At 59.7% G+C, this 25,214-nt stretch carries 24 protein-coding genes; 6 read left to right on the top strand and 18 right to left on the bottom strand.

Annotated elements, in window-relative coordinates; all coding sequences use genetic code 11:
• Positions 1 to 50: 50 nt before the first annotated feature.
• From CPter91_RS20080 to CPter91_RS20090, 3 genes are all read right to left on the bottom strand, one after another.
• Positions 51 to 1,955 (bottom strand): propionate--CoA ligase, encoded by a 1,905-nt coding sequence (locus CPter91_RS20080; protein WP_061943258.1) that lies wholly within the window; start codon positions 1,953 to 1,955, stop codon positions 51 to 53.
• A 121-nt stretch (positions 1,956 to 2,076) separates the two neighbouring features.
• The gene (locus CPter91_RS20085) at positions 2,077 to 3,528 is read right to left on the bottom strand and encodes a bifunctional 2-methylcitrate dehydratase/aconitate hydratase (protein WP_061943260.1); all 1,452 of its coding nucleotides are present in this window, start codon (positions 3,526 to 3,528) and stop codon (positions 2,077 to 2,079) included.
• 93 nt (positions 3,529 to 3,621) lie between these two features.
• A complete protein-coding gene (locus tag CPter91_RS20090; protein WP_061946456.1) occupies positions 3,622 to 4,026 on the bottom strand; it encodes a hypothetical protein in 405 nt (134 codons plus the stop codon).
• A gap of 520 nt (positions 4,027 to 4,546) precedes the next feature.
• On the opposite strand from CPter91_RS20090, the gene CPter91_RS20095 reads away from it, so the two are divergent.
• Positions 4,547 to 4,864 (top strand): helix-turn-helix domain-containing protein, encoded by a 318-nt coding sequence (locus tag CPter91_RS20095; RefSeq protein ID WP_061943261.1) that lies wholly within the window; start codon positions 4,547 to 4,549, stop codon positions 4,862 to 4,864.
• A 30-nt stretch (positions 4,865 to 4,894) separates the two neighbouring features.
• On the opposite strand, the gene ntrC is transcribed toward CPter91_RS20095, so the two are convergent.
• The 4 genes from ntrC to glnA all read right to left on the bottom strand — a co-directional run bounded on the left by ntrC (position 4,895) and on the right by glnA (position 10,013).
• Positions 4,895 to 6,427, bottom strand: a complete 1,533-nt coding sequence (ntrC, locus tag CPter91_RS20100) for a nitrogen regulation protein NR(I) (RefSeq protein ID WP_061943263.1) — start codon at positions 6,425 to 6,427, stop codon at positions 4,895 to 4,897.
• A gap of 80 nt (positions 6,428 to 6,507) precedes the next feature.
• On the bottom strand, positions 6,508 to 7,590 hold the full coding sequence (glnL, locus tag CPter91_RS20105) for a nitrogen regulation protein NR(II) (RefSeq protein WP_099047226.1): 1,083 nt from the start codon (positions 7,588 to 7,590) through the stop codon (positions 6,508 to 6,510).
• Between the two features lie 281 nt (positions 7,591 to 7,871).
• Positions 7,872 to 8,390 carry a DUF4124 domain-containing protein gene (locus CPter91_RS20110; RefSeq protein ID WP_231879974.1) on the bottom strand — a complete coding sequence of 173 codons (519 nt, stop codon included), beginning with the start codon at positions 8,388 to 8,390 and terminating at the stop codon, positions 7,872 to 7,874.
• Positions 8,391 to 8,597: 207 nt separating this feature from the next.
• Positions 8,598 to 10,013: a type I glutamate--ammonia ligase gene (gene glnA, locus CPter91_RS20115; protein ID WP_061943267.1), complete on the bottom strand. Its 1,416-nt coding sequence runs from the start codon at positions 10,011 to 10,013 to the stop codon at positions 8,598 to 8,600.
• Positions 10,014 to 10,440: 427 nt separating this feature from the next.
• Here glnA and CPter91_RS20120 point away from each other — a divergent pair, with 427 nt between their 5' ends.
• Positions 10,441 to 10,905, top strand: coding sequence for a rhodanese-like domain-containing protein (locus tag CPter91_RS20120; RefSeq protein WP_061943268.1), 465 nt, complete (start codon positions 10,441 to 10,443; stop codon positions 10,903 to 10,905).
• A 131-nt stretch (positions 10,906 to 11,036) separates the two neighbouring features.
• On the opposite strand, the gene CPter91_RS20125 is transcribed toward CPter91_RS20120, so the two are convergent.
• Positions 11,037 to 11,537 carry a GNAT family N-acetyltransferase gene (locus tag CPter91_RS20125; protein ID WP_061943270.1) on the bottom strand — a complete coding sequence of 167 codons (501 nt, stop codon included), beginning with the start codon at positions 11,535 to 11,537 and terminating at the stop codon, positions 11,037 to 11,039.
• Between the two features lie 131 nt (positions 11,538 to 11,668).
• Between CPter91_RS20125 and CPter91_RS20130 the strand changes: the two genes are divergently transcribed.
• Positions 11,669 to 12,148, top strand: a complete 480-nt coding sequence (locus tag CPter91_RS20130; RefSeq protein ID WP_061943272.1) for a DoxX family protein — start codon at positions 11,669 to 11,671, stop codon at positions 12,146 to 12,148.
• Here CPter91_RS20130 and CPter91_RS20135 read toward each other — a convergent pair.
• The 8 genes from CPter91_RS20135 to CPter91_RS20170 form a co-directional block, all read right to left on the bottom strand.
• On the bottom strand, positions 12,145 to 13,068 hold the full coding sequence (locus CPter91_RS20135) for a delta(1)-pyrroline-2-carboxylate reductase family protein (RefSeq protein ID WP_061943274.1): 924 nt from the start codon (positions 13,066 to 13,068) through the stop codon (positions 12,145 to 12,147). The two genes, CPter91_RS20130 and CPter91_RS20135, sit on opposite strands and share 4 nt — an antisense overlap.
• A gap of 27 nt (positions 13,069 to 13,095) precedes the next feature.
• A complete protein-coding gene (gene lhpH, locus CPter91_RS20140) occupies positions 13,096 to 14,106 on the bottom strand; it encodes a trans-3-hydroxy-L-proline dehydratase (protein WP_061943277.1) in 1,011 nt (336 codons plus the stop codon).
• Between the two features lie 117 nt (positions 14,107 to 14,223).
• Entirely contained in the window at positions 14,224 to 15,351 is a 1,128-nt protein-coding gene (locus CPter91_RS20145; RefSeq protein ID WP_061943281.1) for a branched-chain amino acid ABC transporter substrate-binding protein, read from the bottom strand.
• A gap of 251 nt (positions 15,352 to 15,602) precedes the next feature.
• The gene (locus tag CPter91_RS20150; RefSeq protein WP_061943285.1) at positions 15,603 to 16,424 is read right to left on the bottom strand and encodes a transporter substrate-binding domain-containing protein; all 822 of its coding nucleotides are present in this window, start codon (positions 16,422 to 16,424) and stop codon (positions 15,603 to 15,605) included.
• Between the two features lie 18 nt (positions 16,425 to 16,442).
• A complete protein-coding gene (locus CPter91_RS20155; RefSeq protein ID WP_061943288.1) occupies positions 16,443 to 17,216 on the bottom strand; it encodes an ABC transporter permease in 774 nt (257 codons plus the stop codon).
• 190 nt (positions 17,217 to 17,406) lie between these two features.
• Complete coding sequence (locus CPter91_RS20160; protein WP_061943291.1) at positions 17,407 to 18,426, bottom strand: ABC transporter substrate-binding protein; 1,020 nt, start codon at positions 18,424 to 18,426, stop codon at positions 17,407 to 17,409.
• Positions 18,423 to 19,196, bottom strand: a complete 774-nt coding sequence (locus tag CPter91_RS20165) for an ABC transporter ATP-binding protein (RefSeq protein WP_061943293.1) — start codon at positions 19,194 to 19,196, stop codon at positions 18,423 to 18,425. The genes CPter91_RS20160 and CPter91_RS20165 overlap by 4 nt, the downstream gene beginning before the upstream one ends.
• 168 nt (positions 19,197 to 19,364) lie before the next feature.
• On the bottom strand, positions 19,365 to 20,297 hold the full coding sequence (locus tag CPter91_RS20170; RefSeq protein ID WP_061943296.1) for an NAD-dependent epimerase/dehydratase family protein: 933 nt from the start codon (positions 20,295 to 20,297) through the stop codon (positions 19,365 to 19,367).
• 11 nt (positions 20,298 to 20,308) lie between these two features.
• On the opposite strand from CPter91_RS20170, the gene CPter91_RS20175 reads away from it, so the two are divergent.
• Positions 20,309 to 21,334, top strand: a complete 1,026-nt coding sequence (locus tag CPter91_RS20175; protein WP_061943299.1) for a CDP-6-deoxy-delta-3,4-glucoseen reductase — start codon at positions 20,309 to 20,311, stop codon at positions 21,332 to 21,334.
• 12 nt (positions 21,335 to 21,346) lie between these two features.
• Here CPter91_RS20175 and CPter91_RS20180 read toward each other — a convergent pair whose 3' ends face one another.
• Positions 21,347 to 21,907: a hypothetical protein gene (locus CPter91_RS20180; RefSeq protein WP_150119762.1), complete on the bottom strand. Its 561-nt coding sequence runs from the start codon at positions 21,905 to 21,907 to the stop codon at positions 21,347 to 21,349.
• Positions 21,904 to 23,001 (bottom strand): hypothetical protein, encoded by a 1,098-nt coding sequence (locus CPter91_RS20185; RefSeq protein ID WP_150119763.1) that lies wholly within the window; start codon positions 22,999 to 23,001, stop codon positions 21,904 to 21,906. The genes CPter91_RS20180 and CPter91_RS20185 overlap by 4 nt, the downstream gene beginning before the upstream one ends.
• A gap of 388 nt (positions 23,002 to 23,389) precedes the next feature.
• Between CPter91_RS20185 and CPter91_RS20190 the strand changes: the two genes are divergently transcribed.
• Together CPter91_RS20190 and CPter91_RS20195 are read left to right on the top strand one after the other, a co-directional pair.
• Positions 23,390 to 24,607, top strand: coding sequence for an acetylornithine transaminase (locus CPter91_RS20190; protein WP_061943307.1), 1,218 nt, complete (start codon positions 23,390 to 23,392; stop codon positions 24,605 to 24,607).
• A gap of 17 nt (positions 24,608 to 24,624) precedes the next feature.
• Positions 24,625 to 25,107, top strand: a complete 483-nt coding sequence (locus CPter91_RS20195) for a C40 family peptidase (protein WP_061943310.1) — start codon at positions 24,625 to 24,627, stop codon at positions 25,105 to 25,107.
• Positions 25,108 to 25,214 lie beyond the last annotated feature (107 nt).

The raw sequence follows: 25,214 nt of genomic DNA on the forward strand, positions 1-25,214 counted from the left end.
ATACCCCCGCCGCCGCCATAGTCAAAGCCGCAGCATTTTCCGCGCCGGCTTCAAACGCGCAAGGCATCCTTGATCTGCTGCAGCGAGGCCGGATCCTCTATCGTGGTCAGGTCGCCGGGATCGCGCCCTTCGCAGAGCGCCTGTATGGAACGGCGCAGCAGCTTGCCGGAGCGGGTTTTCGGCAACAGGCCGACCACATACACCCGTGCCGGCCGGCCGACGCTGCCTAGGCGCTGGTCGACCACGCGCATGATCTCCGTCTCCAGCCTGGCCCGCCCTTCGGCGCTGCTTTCCGCTGCCTTGGGAATCACGAAAGCCACCGCCACCTGCCCCTTCAACTTGTCCTCGACGCCTACCACCGCCACCTCGGACACATTCGGATGGTTGGCAATGCTTTCCTCGATTTCGCGCGTGCCGAGCCGGTGGCCGGCGACATTGATGACATCGTCGGTGCGGCCGAGAATGAAGTAATAGCCGTCCTCGTCGCGGATGCCCCAGTCGAAGGTCGAGTAGGCCGGCAGCCCGCTGTCCGGCATCCGTGTCGCCCAGTAGGTGGCGACGCAGCGCTGGTCGTCGCCGTAGATGGTTTGCAGGCAGCCGGGCGGCAGCGGCCATTCGATCACCACCACGCCCTTCTCGTTGGCGCCGCACAGCGCGCCGGTGGCTTCGTTCAACAGCCGCACCTTGTAACCGTACATCGGCAGGCCGGGGCTGCCCAGCTTGCTCGGCTTGTTTTCGATATTCTTGGCGACGGTCATGATCGGCCAGCCGGATTCGGTCTGCCAGTAATTGTCAATCACCGGCACGCCTAGCGCCGCTGAAATCCAGCTGGAGGTGTTTTCATCCAGCGGCTCGCCGGCCAGGTAGAGCGCCTGCAAGGATGACAAATCGTATTTTTGCATCAGCTCGGGCGGCTGCTTTTTCAGGACCCGGATCGCGGTCGGTGCCGAGAACATGCGCGTGACCTTGTACTTCTCGACGATACTCCACCAGATGCCGGCGTCGGGCCGCGATGTTGCCAAAACGGGTAGTCCCTCATACAAGATCGTCGCCATGCCCGCAATCAAGGGGCCGTAGACAATATACGAGTGGCCGACCACCCAGCCAATGTCGGAGGTGCAGAAAAACGTGCCGCCGCCCTTGCTGCAAAAGATGGTGTCCATCGATGTCGCCAGCGCCACCGCGTAGCCGCCGACGTCGCGCTGCACGCCCTTGGGCTTGCCGGTGGTGCCGGAGGTGTACAGGATATAAGAGGTTTCGTTGGATTCCAGCCAGGTCACCGGCACCTTGGCGTCCATGTGCCGCTGGCGCTGCTCGGCATAATCGAGATCGCGGCCGGCGACCGTTGCCATCGCAGCCAGGCCGCGGTTGACCAGCAAAACCTGGGCTGGCTTGTGCTGCGCCAGCTTGATCGCCTCGTCCAGCAAACCTTTGTAAGGCAAGATCTTGCCGGCGCGCGAACCGGCATCAGCAGAGACGATCAGTTTCGGCGTAGCGTCGTCGATGCGGCTCGCCAGGCTGTGCGCGGCAAAGCCGCCGAACACTACCGAATGGATGGCGCCGATGCGGGCGCAGGCTAGCATGGCGAAGGTGGCCTCGGCAATCATCGGCATGTAGATCAGCACACGGTCGCCACGGCCGACGCCTAGTGATTGCATGATGGCGGCCATACGCTGGACTTCCGCGTGCAGTTCACGGTAGGAATATGTCTTCTCGCTATTGGTCTCGGTGGAAATCGCGATCAAGGCCGGCTGCTCGCCGCGCGTCGCCACCCAACGGTCGACCGCGTTGTGGCAGAGGTTGGTGGCGCCGTCGACAAACCACCGGGTAAATGGCGGCCGGCTGTCGTCCAGTACTTGCGAGAAGGGATGGTGCCAGTCGATGCGGCGCGCCTGTTCGGTCCAGAACGCAGACGGATCATCGATCGAGCGCTGATAAAAGGTGGCGAAACTCATGCTGTCTCCTGGTTTCTTGAAAAGAATCGCTGGGCGGGAAAATGTTCCTTGCCCACGCTACGCCTCTGCGGGCGTCTCACTGCATATGCTATTGTGCGCCGCCGAAGCGGAACACGGTTTTTTAGATCACATACAAGTCAACATACTCATGGACCGCCATCTCTTCCAGCCGCTTCTGGTCCAGCGAAACTTCCAGGATCGCCCGTTGCTGCTTGGCCGACAGCTGGCGCGCCAGGTTGATCCTGAACTTGGCTTCCAGCAGCGGAATGCCGTCCTTGCGACGGCGCGCATGGCCGATCGGATATTCGACCACGACTTCCTTGAATTTCTTGCCATCCTTGAATTCAATCGTGATGGCGTTGGCGATCGAGCGCTTGCCCGGATCATGGTAATCCTTGGTGAAACCCGGGTCTTCAACACAGACGATCTTGGCGCGCAGGATATCGATGCGCTTGTCGGCGGCAATCCCGTCTTCATAGTCGGCGGCAGTCAGGCGGCCGAAAATCAGCGGCACCGCTACCATGTACTGGATGCAGTGGTCGCGGTCGGCCGGATTGCTGAGCGGCCCCTGCTTGTCGATGATACGGATGCAGGCTTGGTGGGTGCGGATGGTGATCTTCTTGATGTCGCCCACCGGCTTGCCAGCCTTGACCAGCGCCGCGTGCAGGGTCATGGCCGCTTCCACCGCGGTTTGCGCATGAAACTCGGCCGGGAAGGAAATCTTGAACAGCACGTTTTCCATCACATACGATGCGTACTTGCGCTGGAACTTGAACGGCTGGCCTTTGAACGAGACATCGTAGAAACCCCAGATCTTGGCGGTCAGCGCCGATGGATAGCCCATCTCGCCGCTCTTGGCGATCAGCGCCAGGCGCACCGCGCGCGAGGTCGCATCGCCGGCGGCCCAGGATTTGCGCGAACCGGTATTCGGCGCGTGACGATAAGTACGCAGCGACTGGCCGTCGACCCATGCCAGCGATACCGCATTGAGGATTTCTTCGCGCGTCAGGCCCATCATCTCTGCGACTACCGCAGTCGAGGCGACCTTGACCAGCACCACATGGTCGAGGCCAACCTTGTTGAAGGAATTTTCCAGCGCGATACAACCCTGGATTTCGTGCGCCTTGATCATCGCGCTCAGCACGTCTTTCATCTTGAGCGGCTTCTTGCCGGCGGCGATGGCAGTGCGCGACAGCCAGTCGGCCGTCGCCAGGATGCCGCCCAGATTGTCCGACGGATGGCCCCATTCGGCTGCCAGCCAGGTGTCGTTAAAATCCAGCCAGCGGATCATGGCGCCGATATTGAAGGCAGCCTGGACCGGATCGAGCTGGAACCGGGTGCCGGGCACTTTGGCGCCGTTGGGCACCACGGTGCCCGCAATCAGCGGCCCCAACAGCTTTTTGCAAGCCGGGTATTCCAAGGCTTCCAGGCCGCAACCGAGGGTGTCGATCAGGCAGTTGCGCGCGGTGTCGTACGCCACTTTGGAAGTGATCTTGTATTTGCTGACGTAATCGACGATATCGATCAGCACCTTGTCATATTTCGGGCGGGCGTTGGAAATGTGAGCCGACATGATTTTCCTTTAGGCCGAAAGCAAAACCTGAAACCGGGAACCGCACTGCTTCTATCTATACTCTCAATCCGAACGCCCTGCCGCTTCAGGCAATCAACGCAGCTTGCATTCGTTCGCCAGCTGCTGGCCGAGCTTGGAATTGAGCAGCATCGACTTGGCCGGGATCTGTATCCAGACCAGGCCGCTGGCCTTGTCTTCCAGGCGCACGGCGCCGGTGGTGGTGCTGACGGTAGTCATCGGATAGCTGCGGCCCTTCCAGGTCAGCTTGACGCTGCCGTCGCCGGCAGCGCTGGCGAGATCGACCCGGTTGCCCAGCTCGCAAAAGAAATTGCCGGTCAGCAGAGCGGCTGACGGCGTCGGTTCCAGCTTGAGCAGGTTCGGCAAGGTCGGTTCCGGCTTGGTGTCGGCCAGCGGCACGCTGGAGCCGCAGGCCGCCAGCAAGGCGGTGAGCGTCAAGGCGGAGGCGATACGGCAATTCAGGTAGTTACGAGCGATCATGTGGTCCCTGCCCTCAGGCAATAAGTAAGCATAGGCAGCATCGCGGAAACAGCGATACAGCCACCTGTTGGCTCGCGCAAATGCCGGGATTATCATTTTAATCACAAGCAGCATTCGCGTTTGCCAATCGGGACAAATTTTAAAGCTTCTTGAGCCGCATAACCGCGGACGGACGAATAATCTTGTTATCGATGGATTGCTCGATGATAGAACCACCAGCCGGAAGCACATGCAATCATGCCGCCCGGTGCGATATATGGCAATCGGCTGCGCCACCTTGCGGCGCAGCCTGAAGTAGAAGCCGATATCTCATTTCACCGTTTGCAGCTTGCGATCGATAGTGATCTATATCATATTTGATAGAAATGAGAGTTGCCATGGCCCATCCAGCGAGCTATATGAAACCCTTTTCGGTCTTTGCGAAAAAACAGCACAAACCTTTCCAGGCTGTGATTGAAGATGAGGCGGGCCAGATTTGATATCGACGACGCCACGACCGGCGATTTAATGGATGCGACAAATGACCCAGACAGCTGAAACACTTTTCAAAAGCCTGCAGCAGATGCCCTCGCAAGAACGGGAGAAATTCTTCTCGCTGATTGCCAGGCGCGCCTTCTCCAATGGCGACAATCTCAGCCATGCAGAACTGTTCGGCCATTTGCAGGATAGTGAATTCACAGCGGATGAGGCGGCAGAATATCTGGGCGTTTCGATCGCGACCTTTCGCCGCTATTGCAAACAGGGGAAAGTCGCCGTCTCGTCCATCGTCGGCACGTCGTATCTCTATCCACTTGCCACGCTGAGAGAGCTGAAACGCGCGCTGCATATAGTGAAGTAAAAATCACTACACGCTAGCGCGTCCGTATTCTCAATCGTCCTTGGCGCCGGCAATCCCCAGTTCCTGGATCTTGCGCGTGATGGTGTTGCGGCCTATGCCCAGGCGCACCGCGGCATCGTTCTTGCGGCCATGGGTATGGCGCAAGGCGATCTTGATCAGGGCCGATTCGAACTGCCGCCCCAGCACATCCATGACGTCGGCATCGCCGTTGCTGAGCATGCTTGCAGCTTCGGTTTCCAGCAAGCTGATCCAGCTTTGCTTTTCGCTGACACCCGGTGCCGGAACCGCCGCTGGCGCCGCCTCTGCATAAGGCGCAAGCGCAGCGCCGCTGCCCGAGGTCGAGGCAGAAAAATGCGGATCGAACGCCACTGGCCGATGGGCCGGGCTTTCCAGCTGCGTTCCCTGTTCGCGGCCGCTCACCAGATCCTGCGGCAAGTCCTTGATTTCCACCGTCTGGCCTGGCGCCATGACGGTGATCCAGTTGCACAGGTTTTCCAGCTGGCGTACGTTGCCAGGTAATTCCAGGCCGCTCATGAAACGCATGGCGTTGTCCGAGACGCGCTTGCTTTCCACGCCCAATTGCTTGGCGCTCTGGCTCAAGAAGTAGCGGGTCAGGATAGGAATGTCTTCGCGCCGCTCGCGCAAGCTCGGCAGGCGCAGCCGGATCACGTTCAGGCGGTGGTACAAGTCTTCGCGGAACAAGCCTTCGCGCACCCGGATTTCCAGGTTCTGGTGGGTGGCGGCGATGACCCTGACATTGGCTTTCAGCGACTGGTGGCCGCCGACGCGGTAGAAATGACCGTCGGACAGCACCCGCAGCAGGCGCGTCTGCAAATCGAAAGGCATGTCGCCGATTTCATCGAGGAACAAGGTGCCGCCTTCGGCCTGTTCGAACCGTCCGCGGCGCGATGCCTGGGCACCGGTGAAGGCGCCGCGCTCATGGCCGAACAATTCCGACTCCAGCAAGTCTTTCGGGATCGCCGCGGTGTTGAGCGCAATGAATGGCTGCGCGGCACGCGGACTGTGCTTGTGCAAGGCACGCGCCACCAGCTCCTTGCCGGTGCCGGATTCGCCGGTGATGAGCACCGTCACATTCGATTGCGACAAGCGGCCAATGGCGCGAAACACGTCTTGCATGGCCGGCGCCTGGCCGAGGATTTCAGGCGTCTCGGCCGAAGCCTGCTCGACATTCGCTTCGCGCAAGCTCTCCTCCAGCGCACGGCGTATCAGTTCGACCGCCTTGTCGACATCGAACGGCTTGGCCAGGTATTCAAAGGCGCCGCCCTGGAAGGCCGCCACCGCCGAATCCAGATCGGAGAATGCGGTGATGATGATTACCGGTACGCCGGGAAACTTGGCTTTGACGGTTTGCAGCAGCTCAAGGCCGGAGGCGCCGGGCATGCGGATGTCCGACACCAGCACCTGCGGCGTATTGGTTTGCAGCGCTTCAATCGCGTCGCGCGCATTGGAAAAACTCTTGGTCGTCAGGTTCTCGCGGGCCAGCGCTTTTTCAAGCACCCATCGTATCGATTCGTCGTCGTCAACAATCCAGATTGGTTTCATGATCTTTTCTCTTTATGCCACGCTAAACACTTACCGGTATAAGCCGTTCGTTCTCGCCAATCTTGCGATAAAAACAGGCTTCAAGGCAGTGGTATAAGAATTCTGAAATCCGTGCACCCCGGCCGACTTTCGCATTCGATGACACCCATGTGCTGCTGCACAAAGGTCTGCGCCAGCGTCAAACCCAAGCCGCTGCCGCCATCGCGGCCCGATACCAGCGGATAGAAAATGCGTTCCTGGATCTCGGCCGGGATGCCGGGTCCATTGTCAGTGATATGCAAGTCTAGTGCCAGCCGGTAACGCACCTTGGCCAGCGTCACTTGGCGCACCACCCGGCTCTGGAAAACCAGCTCGGCATCGCCAGCCTTGATGCGCTCGCTCAAGGCTTGCGCAGCGTTGTGGGCGATATTCAGGATGGCTTGTATCAGCTGCTCCTTGTCGCCGCGGAATTCCGGGATCGACAGGTCGTAATCGCGCTTGATGGTGAGGCCGCTGGGAAACTCGGCGACGATCAGGCTGCGCACCCGTTCGCACACTTCATGGATGTCGACGTCGCCGACGATCTGCGCCAGCCGGTGCGGCGCCAGCAAGCGATCAACCAGGGTCTGCAGGCGGTCCGCCTCCTTGATGATGACTTGCGTGTATTCGCGCAGCTCCTTGACGTGGCGCTCCGGCAACTCCAGTTCCAGTAACTGCGCCGCGCCGCGGATGCCGCCCAGCGGATTCTTGATTTCATGCGCCAGGTTGCGCACCAGTTCCTTGTTGACCTGGCTCTGGTCGATCAGGCGCTCCTCGCGCTCCAGCTTGAGCTGCTGCACGTTCTCGCGCAGCTCGATCAGCACGGGCATCTCGGGATTGTCGAGCGCAGTGACGATGGTGTCGACCCACAAGGGCTCGCGCCCCACCCGCTCCAGAATCAGGTCCTGGCGCGAATCATCGAACTGGTGCTCGAGCGCCTGCTGGAAAATCACCAGCAGCTGTTCCGGGTTGAGGAACAGGTCCGACAGCGTTTGCTGCTTCAGCAAACGGCAAGAGCTTTCCAGCATGTTTTCTGCGGCGGCGTTGGCAAACACCAGGCGCGCATGCGGATCCAGCACCAGCACGGCCGATGCCAGCAGATCGAGGCTGGCCAGCACGTTCCGTTCGGCAGTTTTTATTGGCATCCGGGCATCCTCATGAAAAGACCTGATGGCGGCTGGCGCCGCCTGCAGCAGACAAAGCCGCCCGCAGGCGACAAGGCAGCGCTGTCACGGGAAGTATCTGGGTGATTGAAATGGTGCATTTTCCGAGCATAACAAGCTTTGTAAGCGATGTCGGTGGCTAATATGCCGGATTGCCACAATATGGTGCATCCGGCGCTTCCTTATCTTAAACCGGATAGGCAAAAATAAAGGCCGCGATGGCGGCCTTATGCATTAAGCAAGGTTGATACCATGCGCTGGTGCTACTTAAGATTCGACAGCTCCCGGTTGAGCGCATCGATGTTTTTCTCGCTGCGGGAGATGTCTTCCTTCATTGACGCCACGCGGTCCTGATACTTAGCGTAGTTCTTTTCGTTGCCCTGGCGCTCCGGCGTGCCGTCGTTGTAGGCACTCTTGAGATCCGCCAGGCGCTGTTGCTCATTCCTCAACTCGTCCTGCAGGATCTGGCGGCGATCGTTGTCACGCGCCTTTTGCGTGCCGTTGTCCACTTTCGGGAAATCGGTCGGCGTCGATGCCGCCGGCTTGCCGGCAGCCGCTTCGCGCGGCGCCTTGTTGCCGCTGCCGCCGGACGAGGTCACCGTCAGCGGCGGCAGGCTGACGCGCTTGCAGCCCTTGGTGTCGCCGGTATTCTTGTATTCCTTGACGCCGTTCTGGTCCACGCACAGAAACACTTCGCTTTCGGCATGCGCGACGCTGCCAAGCATGCTGACGGCGGCCAGCAGCAGAAATCCTGGGGAAAAACGCAACATGAGACGCTTCATAGATATTCTTCGCAATTCAATGGAGACGCTAGTTTATGTCAAGAAACATCCAATGACAAACCATCCTACATATTATTACTTATAGGAGATGGATAGATAAAACCGGCGCACGAAAAACAAAAGGACAGGAAAAAATTCCCTGTCCTTTTTATCTTGCCGCCCAGCCTTGCAACGCGCAAGGCCGGCCATCAACATTTCCGAATCGGCTTAGACCGAATAGTACATGTCGAATTCGATCGGGTGTGTCGTCATGCGGTAGCGTTGAACTTCTTGCATCTTCAGGTCCAGGTAAGCATCGATCATGCTGTCGCTGAATACGCCGCCGCGGGTCAGGAACTCGCGATCCTTGTCCAGCGCTTCCAATGCTTCTTCCAGCGAAGCGCAAACGGTAGGGATCAGCTTGTCTTCTTCCGGCGGCAGATGGTACAGGTCCTTCGACGCTGCTTCGCCCGGATGGATCTTGTTCTGCACGCCGTCCAGACCTGCCATCAGCAATGCCGAGAAGCACAGGTACGGGTTAGCCAGCGGATCCGGGAAACGGGTTTCGATGCGGCGGCCCTTTGGATTCGCCACGTGCGGAATACGGATCGAAGCGGAACGGTTGCGTGCCGAGTAAGCCAGCTTGACCGGTGCTTCGTAGCCTGGCACCAGACGCTTGTACGAGTTGGTGCCTGGGTTGGTGATCGCGTTCAGCGCCTTGGCGTGCTTGATGATGCCGCCGATGTAGAACAGCGCGAATTCCGACAGGCCGGCATAGCCGTCGCCTGCGAACAGGTTCTTGCCGTCTTTCCAGACCGATTGGTGCACATGCATGCCAGAACCGTTGTCGCCAACGATAGGCTTAGGCATGAAAGTCGCTGTCTTGCCGTAGGTGTGAGCAACGTTCCAGACCACGTACTTCAGGTTCTGGGTCCAGTCGGCGCGCTCGACCAGGGTCGAGAACTTGGTGCCGATTTCGTTCTGGCCGGCGCCGGCCACTTCGTGGTGATGCACTTCAACCGGGATGCCCAGCGACTCCAGGATCAGGCACATTTCCGAACGCATGTCCTGGAAGCTGTCGACTGGCGGCACTGGGAAGTAGCCGCCCTTGACGGTTGGACGATGGCCGGTGTTGCCGCCTTCGAGCTTGGCGCCGGTACTCCACGATGCTTCTTCCGAACCGATCTTGACGAAACAGCCCGACATGTCGGCGCCCCAGCGGACGTCGTCGAAAATGAAGAATTCCGGTTCCGGACCGAAGTAGGCGGTGTCGCCCAGGCCGGACGATTTCAGGTAGGCTTCTGCGCGCTTGGCGATCGAACGCGGGTCGCGGTCGTAACCTTTGCCGTCGGATGGCTCAATGACGTCACATTGCATGAACAATGTGGTTTCTTCCATGAACGGATCGATGTTCGCGGTATTCGGATCCGGCATCAGCAACATGTCGGAAGCTTCAATACCCTTCCAGCCAGCAATAGAAGAACCGTCGAATGCATGACCCGATTCGAATTTATCGATATCGAAATGAGAGACCGGGACAGTTACGTGCTGTTCCTTGCCTTTAGTGTCAGCGAAGCGAAAATCAACGAATTTGACTTCGTTGTCTTTTGCCATTTTCAAGACTTCTGCGGCCGTCATTGCCATGTGAATCTCCTAAGGAATATGAAAATATTGCGAATTGAATTGTGCGCACCGGTCCAGGATCTGTTGCGCGCAAACTCAGCGTCGCAGTAACATCATGAACAGGTAGTGAGAAACTATGACCGGACAGCAACTCAGTACGACCAGAACTCAGGCAGGATGATAGCAGAATCCATGCCACCATCCTTTTACGAAACGGCCCATAGTCGGTATTGTAATTTGCTAGTTCGGAAGGCTGAATTCAGCGATTTTGAGCTCGCCGGCCCATATCATTACCATAAAAGCAAATCACCATATCGGTGCGATCGCTCGCAATGGCACTATTTCCGTGCGCACCATGCGATAAATTGATGTTTTGCGCTATTTTGGTGCAACAAGACGAGATTTGAGTTTTCGATTCGATAAACCGGTAATTTCCAGGAGAAACACCATGGCCACCAGCAGCGAAATCCTCACCACCGCCAAGCAGCGCGGCCAGACCGACCAGCTTCCCTATGCCGGCGCCGTAACGCCAGGCGAGGCTTTCGCCTTGCTGGAAGCAGAACCTGCCGTGATGCTGGTCGACGTGCGCACCAATGCCGAGCGCGACTGGGTCGGCCGCGTCGCGATCCAGAACGCCCAGCACGCAGCAGTGCAGTGGTCGCAATATCCAGGCGGCGTACAGAATCCGGACTTCCTGGCGCAACTGGCGCAGATCGCAGAAAAAGGCACGCCGCTGCTATTCCTGTGCCGTTCCGGCGTGCGTTCGCAGCATGCCGCCAAACTGGCGACCGAGCATGGCTACAACAACTGTTTCAATATCCTGGAAGGCTTCGAGGGCGACAAGGACGACAAAGGCCATCGCAAGAACATCAACGGCTGGTGCAAGGCTGGTTTGCCCTGGATGGGCGCTTAAGGAGCGCTCAACAGACAGTCATTCCCGCGAACGCGGGAATCCAGATTGCTGACCAAGGCAATGAAAATGGATCCCCCGCTTTCGCGGGGATGACGGTGTTATAAAAGATCGCTTTGCGCAATCAGGGCGGCTTAGGATGTTTGCAGAACCAGGATCCGGTTCTCGTATTTCTGCTCTTCGAATTCGTGCCAGGTCATACCGATGTCGGCAAAGCCGTAGGCCTTGTAAAAACCCAGGGCCTGGGCATTGCCGGCCCATGCCGTCAGCCACAGCCGCTCGCCGGCATTCTGCTTGGCGTGATCCAATAGCGCACGGCCGATGCCGCGGCCATGAAAGTGTTCCTGCACATAGAGCGTGTCGACCTCGACGCCGCCGTAATTTTCAGTCTCGCATGGTGAGTCCAGATCGAGCAGGATATAACCCAGCAAATTATCTTCATCAACGTCGACCAGCAAACGGTAATCGGGGTCGCCGATCAGATCCTGGAAATAAGCGGGTGTAAATGTCGACAGCACTTCTCGCGCAAGATCGTCGCTGACGCCTTCCGTGGCGTAGGTGTGCAGCCAGACCTGTATCGACAAGGCGGTCAGGCTCGTGCAATCGGCTGCGGTAGCATCGCGAATCAAATTCATCCCCTTGTTTTGTAGCGTGCACGGCCAGAATCTGCGATTAGTCGCAACTAAACGCAGATGATGACAGTCTATTATCGTTCATCGACAGTGGCAGCATGCACAGTCTTCATTGTTTTATCACCGGAAATCGCATGATTGTAATTGATCGCCTCGTCCAATTACGGCAGTCGCTGCAGTGGCTGCCACTATTGCTTGCCCGCGTCAACGTCGGCCTGTTTTTTTCGATTTCCGGCTACAACAAACTGTTCGTGCCAGCCAACCAGGCCGCCATGCTCGACACCATGCAGCACGCCGGCATTCCTTTTCCGGAATTCAATGCTGTGTTCGTCGCCATGTTTGAATTTGTGTTCGGCGCCCTCCTGGGCCTGGGCTTGCTGACCAGGCCGAGTGCGCTGGTCCTGCTGGCGATTGTCAGCGTCGCGACTGCTACCGACGGCATCCACAAGATTCCAGCCGGTCTTGGTCCGCTCGACTGGTACGACTGGTTTCTCTACCTGCCGGAAGTACTCTACGGCTTGCTGCTGTTCTGGATATTACTCGCCGGCGCCGGCCGTTTTGCGGGTGATCAGGTTCTCACAAAACGCTGGCCGGCGTTGCTGCGATTCGTCTAAGCCCGCAAGGAAGCAATCGCTACCCGCGCCGCTGCCAGGTCCCAGGCGGCCTGGCCCACGGTCTTATACACCGGCAGCAGCGTTTGCTGAACGAAGCCATGCGCCAGCACGTCGGGCAATTCACGCACCTTGCTCCAGTCGATCTGCGCCTGTATCAGATCGCCGGCCTCATGCTTGGCGCCGGCCAGGCAGTCGACCACTACCGTGCGGCTGTGCAGCAGTTCGGCCGGGAATTCCACCATGTCCGGCTTGAAGGCGCCGACGCCTATCGCCAGCGTATCGGCTGCGATATGTGGCGGGATCACCGCTGTGCGCGAAGTGGTCAGGGCAATCACCAGATCGGTATGCGGCAACGCGCTGGCCAAGTCGGCGGCCGCCAGCGGCTTGATCGCGATCTGCGGATGACGCCGCTGCAGGTCATCGCAAAAAGCCTGGGTCTTGGCCAGGTCGCGGGCAGAGATCCAGAATTCGCTGATGCCGAAATAATCGACCAGTCCATCGACGTGGGCGATTGACTGGACGCCGGTGCCGATCAACAGCGCGGATCGCGGCTTGCGCGGCAGCAGCGCCTCGATGCCGAGCAGGCTGACCGCTGCAGTGCGGCGCGCGGTGACGGTTGGTCCGTGCAACAGCGCCAGGCGGCGGCCGCTGGCGGCGTCGAACACCACCACTTCGCCCTGGATCGCCGGCAACTGATGCTGAGCGTTATTGGCGTGCACGGTGATCAGCTTGGTCATGCCGATGTCGGCGGCCACCGCCGGCATGCACAGCAGCACGCTGGCCTTGTCGATTTCCACCACCATGCGTTCGGGTGCGTTGATCTTGCCTTCGCGCAGTTGCTGCGCGACCTTGACCAGTGCCGGTACCAGTTGCGCAAATGGCAGCGCGGCGGCAGTCTGTTCAGCATTGAAAATTTGCATTGGCCTGTCGTCCATCCTTAAACGGGATCAGCGCAAGAAAAAACCTTGCGGGAACGGATCGCTGTCTTCCAGCACCCATTGGTTGAAGCCCATGATGTGGGCATTGCCGGTGACTTCGGTAATGGCGGCATCGAAGTCACCTACCTTGGCAGTCTCGGTCACGCGCACACGGAAGCAGCTGCCGACGATGCTTTCATTGACCAGCGGCTGATTCAGCGCCAGCCGCTGGCGCAGGAACAATTGCGCGGCGCGGCCGGAGGTGCCGGTGCCGGTCGGCGAGCGGTCCACTTCGCGGTCGGCAAAGATGCAGACATTGGCCTGATCCGCCGCCGGATCGTTCGGCGCGCCGTCGATGATGGTACCGTACAGGGTATCGAGGCCCGGTTCGAGCGGATGCTGGATCTTGACTTTGTCCTTGACCGCCTGCTTGGTTTCCGCGCCCAGCTGTATCAGCTGGCGCACCTGCTCGGGCTTGATCTGGACCCCTGCCTGGTCACCGTTCATGTAGTAGTAAAAGGCGCCGCCGAACACGATGTCGCCGCTAACCTTGCCGAAACTCGGCGTCTCGACTTCGACATCGCGCTGGTAAATGAAGGCCGGCACATTGCGGAAGGTGACGGCGCCGGCGCGCTGGCCATCCCACTCGACCTGGGCTTCGATAAAGCCGGCCGGGGTATCGAAACCGATGCGCGTCAGCGGTATCGTGCGCTCGACATGATTCAGCTCGACCAGCACCTTGCCCAGCGCGATGATGCCATGGCCGCACATGTCGCTATAGCCTTCGTTATGGATGAAGATCACGCCGAAATCGGCTGCTTCGGTGACCGGCGGCAGCAGGTAGGCGCCGTACATGTCGGCGTGGCCGCGCGGCTCGTTCATCAGGAACTGACGCACATCGTCGCGTTGCGCCTTGAGCCAGCTGCGGCGTTCAAGAATGGTCTTGCCCGGCACCGGCGGCAAGCCGGAAATCACGATGCGCAGCGGTTCGCCGCCAGTATGGGCATCGACCGTGTGAATGGTGCGTGTGTAACTTAGCATGGGAATTTTGTGCAAAGAGAACTGCAGAATTGCAGGCGATACGTGGGCAAAAAACTTGCCCACCCTACTTCGCTTGTCTGGAGGTAGGGTGGGCACCTGTGCCCACGCGTGAACTTGTTAGTAGCTAGTCAAAGCTTCTGGCGCGCCGGCCTTGAAGCGGTACACCGTGACTGGCGATTGCTTCAGGTCGTGGTTGGCGTCGAACTCATATACGCCTGCAACGCCTTTGTAGTGGATCTTTTCCAGCGCCGCGGCGTATTGCTTAGGATCGACCGAGTTAGCGTCTTTCATCGCCTGCGCGATCACCATCATGCCGTCGTAGAACGAGGCAGCATAGGTTTCGGCCGGACGGCTGTAACGCTTCTGGTAATCCGCCGCGAAAGTCTTGCCGGAAGCCAGCTTGTCGAGCAAGGCGCCGCCCTGGGTGCAGTACACCTGGTCGGTAATCGCGTCGCCGCCCAGACGGCCCATTTCCGGTGCGCAGATGCCATCGCCGCCGAGGAACTTGGTGTTCACGCCCAGCTGCTTCATCTGGCGCATCATCGGACCGCCCTGTGGCGAGTAGCCGCCAAAGAAGATCGCATCCGGCTTCTTGGCCTTGATGGAGGTCAGGATAGCGGTGAAATCGGTCGCCTTGTCATTGGTGAAATCGTTGCCCAGCACCTTGATGCCGTTAGCCTTGGCCACCTTCGAGAACTCTTCCGCCAGGCCCTGGCCGTACGCAGTGCGGTCATCGATGATCGAGACGGTCTTGACCTTCAGTTCCTTGGCAGCGTACAGCGCCATCTTGCCGCCCAGCTGGCTGTCGCTGGCAGCCACGCGGAACACCGAGTGGAAGCCCTGCAAAGTCACTTTTGGATTGGAAGCCACGGTGCCCATGACGATGCCGGCATCGTTGTACACGCGCGAAGCAGGAATCGTCACGCCCGAGTTGTAAGGACCGACCACCGCCTTGACGCCCATGTCGACCAGTTTTTGCGCGACGGCGACGCCGGCACGCGGATCCGCCTGGTCGTCTTCCATTTGCGCTACGAACTTGATTTTCTTGCCGCCGATAACCATTCCCTGGCTATTCAGCTTGTCGATCGCCATGGCCAGACCACCTTGGTTATCGCGGCCGGCAGATGCCTGAGGACCGGTCAGCGGGCTGCTGAAGCCGATTTTTACTTCTTGTGTCTCCTGCGCCATCGCGAGCGCTGGGAATGCTGCCAACAACACCATCATCAATTTGGTCCGTGCGTACATGGCTTTTCCTTTCGTCTGTCTTTAATATAATGTTTTTTTAATAACGGCTCCCATCGTTAGGCGTGGGAGTCCGGGGACGGCTCTTGCAGATCGAATCCTAGCAGGGACGCCGCCACATTAAATTCTTTTATGCGACGGCTTCTCCGTAGATTCGATGGAAAAAAGACGCGATCTAGCCTGGATTTTAGTTGCTATCCGAGGCAATAGGAAATAAATCGGCTGCTTGCAGAGAAGTGCCGGCTGAATGAAATTCAGTGGCAGTCGGGGACGTTCTGATCCAGATAGACTTCGAAGGCGACGTCATTGATCCATTTTTTTTGCTGTGCCGGCCAGTAGCTGCTGCCCCACTCCCGGTTGAGCCGTTGCAGATAGGCGCGCAGCACATCATCTTGCGGCCGCAGTGCAAAGGTCAGCCGCACCGGCATCGCCTTCAGCGGCAAACTGGCCGAAAATTTCTTCCATTCGGGCAGCGCCAGCATGCCGTTGAGGACGGCGTCGTCATGCACCGCAGCATCGCAGACGCCCGTCCTGAGCGCCAGCAAGGCATCGGCCGGCGCCGGGTAGACTTTCTCCCGCGCAGCGTAATTGGCCGCCATGGTTCCGACATAGGCGCTGCCTTGCGCCAGGCAGACGCTGCGCCCCTTGAGTTGCGCCAGGCGTTTGATGTCGGTGTCGTTGCGCATGATCAGTTTGGGACCGGCCTGGTAGGCGGTCGGCAGCAGGCTGGCGCTGGCGCGTAAAGCAGCGGCTTCGGCGTCCGGCAGGTTCAGCAGCAGCAGGTCGACCTGCCCTTGCGCCAGCGCCTGGCCGCGGTTTTGCGCAGTCAGCGCCACCATCTTCAGGCGTACGCCGAGACGCTGCGCCAGGTCTGCCGCCACGGTCTGGTCAAAACCTTCCTGCGTGCGGTACTTGGCGCCGGCAACGTATGGCGGCGCGACATGATTGACGCCGACCAGCAACGTACCGCGCTGCCTGATCTGCTGCAAGCTGGCCGCGCCGGCGCTTGCTTGCAAGGCGTAAGCCAGCAGCAGGAAGGTAGCGGCAAGAGGCAAGAAGCGCGACAGAGGTTTCATGGAAATCAGCCAGGCGCGTCAGACGTACTGGTAGCGCAATACCCGGTGCTTCAGGTTTTCCAGGACGACCTGGTCGATCAGCGCCGCCAGGATCGCAATCGCCAGGATGTTGGTCATGACGCCAACCATGTCGGCGGTTTCGCCGGCATAAGCCAAGGTCCGTCCCAGCCCCTTGCCAAAACCGATGAGCATCTCGGCAGAGATCAGTGCGCGCCAAGCGTTACCGAAGGCCAACTGAGCGCCGGTGATCAACTCCGGCATGACCGCCGGCAGATAAACCCGCTTCAGCATGTCCCAACGGGTTGCGCCCATCACCCGCGCCGCCGAGACATGCACCTGCTGCACGCTTTCAGTGGCGTTCATGACGCTCAGCGCGGCCGGGAAAAACGCCGCCAGCGCCACCACCACCATGATCGGCAGATTGCCGAAGCCCATCAATATCAGGAACAGCGGCACCCAGGCAATCGACGGGATAGATTGCAGGATGATGATGGCCGACTTCAGTACCTCGCGGAAGAAGAACAGCACCGCGCCGACCAGGCCGAAGCCGATGCCGAACAGCATCGCCGCCGCATAGCCACCGCCGAGGCGGGTCAGGCTGCCCCACAAGGCGGTACGGAATTCAGGCGTCTGCACCTCTTGCCACAAGCGTCCCAGCACCGGCAGCACGCCCGGCATCAGGAAATCCGGCAAGGACCAGGCGGCGATCTGCCACAGCAGGAAGATGAACACGATGGCCAGCAGCATGGCGAGCTTTTTGCGATAACCGAGCAGCCGGCTTTGAGTACTCATAGATGAACTAGAACAATTCGAGATGGTTGAAAAAATCGCGATAAACAAAAACGAAGAAAGCGTAAGTGATTCTGGAATTACAGCCTAGGCGACCCCGACTACGCGTCCCGGTCATTCCCGCGAACGCGGGAATCCATCTTCATGACCCTGCTCGGTAACTTGGGTCCCCGCGTTCGCGGGGACGACATGCTCAAAGTTTGCGGTCTTTTTGCCAGTCGAGATCGATGATCGCGTTGACGTTGAACGGCTTGCCGTCGCGCGTTTTCAGGGAACCCTGCTGTTGCAGGATATCCGCCAGTTCCTGCATGCGCGCCAGCTCCTTGGCGGTCAGCACGGCGCTGAAGGTCTGGCTCTTGATGGCGTCGCTGATCACCGTTTCGCGCAGCAAGTCGCCGTGCTTCAGGGTTTTCAGGGTCGGGTCGGCGATGAAATAGCCAGCAATCAATTTGGATGCCGCGGCGGGATCTTTTTGCAGCAGGTTGATCGCTTCGCGCTGTGCATCCAGCGATTTCCAGACCGCCTCGCGCCGTTTCGCCAGCGTCTCGCCGGAAGTGATCACCACCATGCAAGGGAAAGGCCAGACTTCGCCGACTTCATAGATCTGCTTCACCGGCGCCACCAGTTTCGCAATGCTGGCCTGCGGTTCAAACAGGAAGGCGGCATCGACGCGCTTGCCGACCAGCGACTGCACCGCCACCTGTGGACTGACGCCGAGGATGTTGACGTCATCTGCCTTAAGGCCAGCGTTCTTCAGCGTCACACCTTTCAGCACCGTGTCGGCGGTGCTGCCTTCCGCCTGCGAGGCCAGGGTATGCCCCTTGAGTCCGGCGACATCCTTGATGCCGCTGTCTTCGCGTACCACCAGCGCGTGGTAACCGTGCTGGGCGCCCGCCACGACTTTCAGGTCGGCGCCCTTGGAAGCCCAGGCTGCAGCATTGGTAAAGCCGAGCACGCCGCTATCCAGCTGGCCGCCGACAATGGCCTTGATCAGATCGGTGCCGGATTTGAATTCGATCAGCTCGACATCCAGGCCATGCTTTTTGTAAAAACCGCCCTCGAAAGCGGCGATCGCCTGCGCATCGTCCATCACGCGCAGATAGCCGATCTTGAATTTTTCCGTGGCCGAGACATGGCCTGCCAGCGCCAGCAACAGCGTCGGCAGCAACAAGAATGATTTGAATCCGGGGTTGACGAATTTTATGAATCTCATGCGGCGATATCCTCAAGTTTTTTAGCGAATGCGTCCTGCTCTGCATGGATTCCGAGCAGGCAGAGAATCTCCCGCCGAGTGGCGGCAAATTCGGACAGATCGTGGGTCTTCTCATGCCGGTTCAGTGTGAACTCGCGCAGCACCGTGGCCGGACGTGGGCTGAACACCAGGATGCGGTCGGCCAGGAACAAGGCTTCGTCGACATCGTGCGTGACCAGCAGCACGGTCGGACGCTCTTCCCGGATCAGCTGGCGCAGGGAATCCTGCAAGGTCATGCGCGTGAGGGCATCGAGCGCGCCGAACGGCTCATCCAGCAACAGTACTTTCGGCTTGCTGATGAAAGCGCGCGCCAGCGCCGCCCGCTGCCGCATACCGCCGGACACCTGGTGCGGATAATAGGTTTCGAAACCCTGCAGGCTGACCTTGGCCAGCCAGTCGCGCGCCTGCTGGCGGGCGCCGGCCTTGCTGACTTTTTGCAGTTCCAGCGCCAGCGCCACATTGGCTTCCAGCGTCAGCCACGGATACAAGGCATTTTCCTGGAACATCAGCATGCGTTCGGGATGCGGCCCCTTGATGCTGACGCCATCGGCCAGCACCGCGCCGCTGCTGGGAGCGCCGAGACCGGCCGCCAGATGCAGCAGCGTCGATTTGCCGCAACCGGAAGGCCCGACCAGCGCGACCAGTTCGCCCTCTTCGATGTCGCGGCTAAAGTCAGCAATCACCGGCAAGCCGGAAAACTGCTTGTTGACATGCTTAAAAGATAATTTCATGGGAAGCGGCGACCGGTAGCGTTGCAGCGCTGCTTAGTCGGCAAGCGCATATAAAGTGGATTTTTTATTTACTTTTCACTTTATCGGTCAACTTTCCGCCTTACAACAACTTATAACTTCTATGCTTATGCAAAAAACAGATATAAAACCTTCACATGAGCGCAAATTTTAACCGCCCGGCTTGGTTTTCCGGTCCGCAGCCAGCGCCGGCAGAGCTGCCGCAACGTCAGGAAAGCGCAGGCGCACCCCCAGTTCCAGCTTCACGCGCTGGTTTTGCAGACGGCGCGATTCCGACATGAACGACAGCAGCATCGGCGACACCACCTGCGCCAGTTCGGCGCGCGGCAGGCGCGGCGGCGGCGGCAGGCCGAAGGCCTCGGCCACCAGGTCGAAATACTCGGCCATCTTCAGCCGCGAATCGTCGCTGGCGTGGTAGATCCGCAAGGGCGCCGCCTTGAACAGCGCCGCGGCGATAATGCGCGCCAGGTCGTCGGCATGAATATGATTGGTATACACGTCGTCTTCGGCGTTCAACGCCGGGGTCGCCTTGTGCAGACGCTCCAGCGGCAGGCGGTTTGCTGCATAGATGCCAGGCACGCGCAAGATCGCCAGCCGGCCGTTGCGGCGCCGGGCCCAGGCGCGCAGCACCTGTTCCGCATCGACGCGGCGCATGGCGCGGCCGTTGTGCGGCGCCAGCGCACGAGTTTCGTCGATCAGGGCGCCGCCGCAATCGCCGTAGACGCCGGTGGTGCTGATATAAACAAGAGTGGCGCGCTCGGGTAGAATGGCGGCCAGATTGCGGGTGCGCCGGTCTTTCTCACCGGCGGACTGCGGCGGCGCCAGATGCACGACAAACTGCGCCAGACGCGCCAGGCGCCCCAGCGTCGATGGTTGATCAAGATCCGCCACCAGTGGAATCGCCCCGGCGGCGCGCAGCTCGGCACAGCGCTCCGGCTGGCTGGTGACCGCGAAAACGCGGAACCGATGTTGCAACAGCGGCAACAAACGCAATCCAACATCGCCGCAACCAAGAATCAGCAGGCGTGGCTTGCCCAGCCTGTCGCCATAATGCGCTTTTATATTTGTATTTATATTTTTCATTACAGGATTGTATGAGTTTTCAGATAACGGTTCAGCCTAGCGGCCGACAATTTACTTGCGACGAAGGCGAAACCATCCTCACCGCCGCGATACGCGCCGGCGTGGGCCTTCCTTACGGCTGCAAGAACGGCGCTTGCAGCTCTTGCAAGGGCAAGTTGCTGGAAGGCGAGATCAGCCATGGCCCGCACCAGGAAAAAGCGCTGCCGGTAAAAGAAGAACAACTCGGCTTTGCCCTGTTCTGTTGCGCCACGCCGCATTCCGACGTCACCATCGAAGCCCGCGAAGTGGCCGGCGTCGGCGAATTCCCGGTGCGTAAAATGCCGACCCGGGTGGCAAAAATCGACAAGGTGGCCGACGATGTCGTCATCGTGTCGCTGCAGCTGCCGGCCAATGAGCGCCTGCAATACCTGGCCGGTCAGTACATCGAATTCATTCTGCGCGACGGCAAGCGCCGCAGTTACAGCATGGCCAACGCGCCTTACAAGGACGAGCATCTGACGCTGCATATCCGCCACATGCCGGGCGGCTTGTTTACCGACCAGGTGTTCACTACGCTGAAAGAGCGCGACATCCTGCGCCTGGAAGGGCCGCTCGGCACCTTCTTCCTGCGCGAAGACTCGGAAAAGCCGATGGTGCTGCTGGCGTCCGGCACCGGCTTCGCGCCGATCAAGGCGCTGGTCGAGCAGTGCATCCACACCGGCTCGCAACGGCCGATCACTTTGTACTGGGGCGGCCGCCGGCCGCAAGACTTGTACATGATGGCGCTGTGCGAGGAATGGGCGGCGACGCTGCCGAACTTCAAGTTCGTGCCGGTCATTTCCAACGCATTGCAGGAAGATCAATGGCAGGGCCGCGGCGGCTTCGTGCACCAGGCGGTGATCGACGATTTCCCGGACCTGTCGGCTTACCAGGTCTACGCCTGCGGCGCACCGGTGGTGGTGGAATCGGCACAGCGCGACTTTGTCGCCCTGTGCAAATTGCCGGCGGAAGAGTTTTATGCGGATTCGTTTACGTCAGAAGCGGATCTGGCCGCGTAAGCATGGCTGTGCTTAATTAAGCGCCCCGTTCGTCAGCCGCACGTGGCTCCTGAGCGTCACCTCGGGCATGACGAGCGCCGGTTCCGGTTCCCGCCGCTCAGCGCTTGCCGACAACACTTCCCCGCTGCCATGGCTGGCAGGCATTTCCGCACTTGCCACCGTCACCCGTGAAGGTGCATGCGGCGCCGGCCGGCGCCGCCCCGGGCGTGATGCGGTCTCGCCCCTCATCTTGTCACGCGCCGGCAACATCGCCGCCACGACTGGCTTATTCTGTTTTTCAGTAAGCGCCTGATGCGCTGCCGCCGGCTGAGCACTTTCGTTCTCCTGCGCCGGAGCCGGCATATTGCCGCTGTTCTCGGCCGTCAGGATTTTCGTGGATTTGTCAGACACGACAGCAGCAGCCTTGGTTGGCGCCCACCAGCGCCCTCCCTGCAAAGCCAGCACCGCCACCACCAGAACCGTCAGCATCAGCATCGGCAAACGCAGGCGGGAACGCGCTGGCGTCTGCACAAAATCCAGCACCGGGCTGGCGTCCGCCATTCTCAACTGAAGGGGTCGATGCGCATCGCTCATCGCAGTTCCTTGCGCCGGCGTGACGCTGGCAAGCGTGGCCTGAAGTAGATCACGCTATAGGTGGAGCAGGTCAAGGGATGGCGCAATACCTGCTTGCCCCATGCGCCATAACACTTCGACTGTTCCTCCATGAGATTGTCGGCCGTCCAGTATCCCCACTTGTAGCCGCCGATGGTGTTCCTGGCGCCGGCCTGCCGCGCGGCAGGTCCGTCGGCAGTTGCCGGTCCGGCCCAGGCCTGACTGCGCGCGAAGCCATGCACGCGCTCCTGGACGCCGCTGCCGGCCAGCCAGGGATGGGCCGGTCCCAGCCAACGTACAGGATGCATGGCGTCTTGCGCCTGGCCTGCAGCAGGCAGGAACGGCGTCACCGCCAGCAAAGGAACGGTACTCTCGGTGGCGACGGTGGCCTTGCTCAGCATGGCAGCAGCGGCGACGCTATCGGCCAAGGCCGCATCCGGCGCCACCGCCATGCCGCACACACCTTGCCATGTTCCCTGTTTTCTGAACAGGCATTCGAGCGCATCCGGCTGCGGCAGACTCAGCACGCAATCGTCTTCCAGCAGGGACCAGTGCTGCTGCACGGCGGCGCTCAGCAATGAGCTGCAGGACACCAGGCGCAATTTATGCAGCCTGGCCAGCGTCTGCAAACCTTCTATCAGCGCGGCATCGGCCGCCGCCGCCAGCCTGGGCTGGCCAAACGGCGCCGGATCGACCACTACCTGGCGCCGCGGGTTGGCAACGCCATCCTGGGCATCGAATACCGTATTGGCATAGCGTTGCCAATCCGCCGCTTGGGTCAGCCCCGTTTGCCACGGCAAAAGCGCGTGCTTGACGTAGGGATAACCCAGCAGCACGGTCAGCTTGTCTGCCCTTTTCAGGCGGCCGCGCGGGGTGCGCTCGAACAGATCGGCGATGGCAAACAAAGGATTGGCACGTGCGGCGGATTCCGGTTTCGGCTCGCCGCTCCAGACATTGCGCTCAAGCGCCAGGGCCGAGCGGCCTATCCAGGCGAATTGCGTCCCCTGCAGCAGCATCAGGTGATGCATCACCAGCGGCCGCGAGGACTTCAATGTTTTACTAGGCGGAAATGTCACATCGCACCTCCTCGGATAGGATCAAAGCAGCGGCGTTGCGCCTTGGACTTCTGCATGCGGCAACGCCATGATCAAGGTCATCATCATGCAAGATATCAGATTTTATTTCTTTTAAGAACTATTTTGACAATCTTGCCATCCAAGCCAGATCGGCCTCGGCCAGGAAACACCTGAGATCCTTGCGGATACCCTGCAACAAGTCCGTAAATTCTTTTTGACGCACCACACAAAAAGTCCTAATATTTGCGTCATGAACATGATCCAGACCTTCTTGCGACGCCATACTTCATTACCTTTGCCAGGTAAGCCGTGCGCGTGAACGCTGTCTGATCACGAAGCCACAGGCGATGCCTGTGGTTTTTTTTTGCCCTTTTTAGGAGTCCATCGAATGGAACAGCGGGAATTCAAGCAGTATTCGGTCAATGACCTGATGTACATCACCAACCGCCCGCCGCTGGTGTTTACCGAAGGCGACGGCATGTGGATGACGGACCATACCGGCAAGCGCTACCTGGATTACCTGCAAGGCTGGGCAGTCAATGCGCTGGGCCATTCGCCGCAATGCATCCAGGACGCCCTGGTCGCGCAATCGAAGAAGATTCTCAATCCTTCGCCCGCTTTCTACAATGCGCCCTCGATTGAACTGGCCGAGCTGCTGACCGCCAACTCCTGCTTCGACCGCGTGTTTTTCGCCAACAGCGGCGCCGAAGCCAACGAGGGCGCGATCAAGCTGGCGCGCAAATGGGGCAAGAAGAATCCGAACCCGGCCGGCCAGAACCGCTTTGAAATCATCACTTTCAACCACAGCTTCCACGGCCGCACCCTGGCCACCATGTCGGCCAGCGGCAAGCCGGGCTGGGATACGATTTTCGCGCCGCAGGTGCCGGGCTTCCCGAAAGCGGAACTGAACGACCTCGCCAGCGTCGAACAGCTGATCAACGACAAGACGGTGGCGGTCATGCTCGAGCCGGTGCAAGGCGAAAGCGGCGTGATTCCGGCGACTCGCGAATTCATGCAAGGCTTGCGCGCGCTGACCAAGAAGCACAACATCCTGCTGATCGTCGACGAGGTGCAATCGGGCATGGGCCGTACCGGCGAACTGTTTGCCTACCAGTTGTCGAACATCGAACCGGACATCATGACGCTCGGCAAAGGCATCGGCGGCGGCGTGCCGCTGGCGGCCCTGCTGGCGCGCGAAGAGATTGCAGTGTTTGAAGCAGGCGACCAGGGTGGCACCTACAACGGCAATCCGCTGATGACGGCAGTCGGCGTCGCAGTGCTGAAAACCTTGCTGGCGCCGGGCTTCCTGCAGTCGGTGAAAGATAAGGGCGCCTACCTGAGCGCCGAGTTGCTGAAACTGACCGAGAAACACGGACTCGAAGGCGAACGCGGCGAAGGTTTGCTGCGGGCGCTGAAACTGGGCAGCGACATCGGCCCGCAGATCGTCGATATTGCGCGCGACCTCAATCCGGTCGGCCTGCTGCTGAATTCGCCGCGGCCAAACCTGCTGCGTTTCATGCCTTCGCTGAATGTGACGACTGCGGAAATCGACCAGATGATCGCGATGCTGTCGGACGTGATCAGCCAGATCAAGAAGCAAGATTGAATAAAGGTAAGTGCTTGATGACGATCAGAAATCTCTTTATCTGTTGCCTGGCGTTGTTGCTGGCAGCCTGCGGCGGCACCGGTTCGGTCCGCCCCGGCTCTGAGGACAACACGCCGATCAGCGATAAGGGCAACGATATCGTCATCTACTCGCTGGGCCTGATCGACACCAATTACCGCTTCGGCGGCAAGAATCCGGAAGCCGGACTCGATTGCAGCGGCATGGTCAGCTATGTCTACCGCCAGGCGGCCGGCCTCAAGGTCAGCGGCAGCGCGGCGGACATCGCGCGCCAGGGCCGCGCCATCACCAAGGCCGAGCTGCGGCCGGGCGACCTGGTGTTCTTCAACACCATGCACCGGGCGTTTTCGCATGTCGGCATCTACATCGGCGACGGCCGCTTCATCAATGCACCGTCGACCAACGGCAAGGTGCGCATAGACCGTCTCGACAATAGTTATTATGCGGCGCGCTTTGAAGCGGTCCGCAGATATTTTGACTAACTACCGCGACTGATTACCACTGATTGATGCGCAATAATAAAAACGCCGCTCCGATGCAAATCGGCGCGGCGTTTTTTTTGTAGGGTGGGCAGGTTTTTCTGCCCACG

The organism is Collimonas pratensis (assembly GCF_001584185.1).
Classification (GTDB): domain Bacteria; phylum Pseudomonadota; class Gammaproteobacteria; order Burkholderiales; family Burkholderiaceae_D; genus Collimonas; species Collimonas pratensis.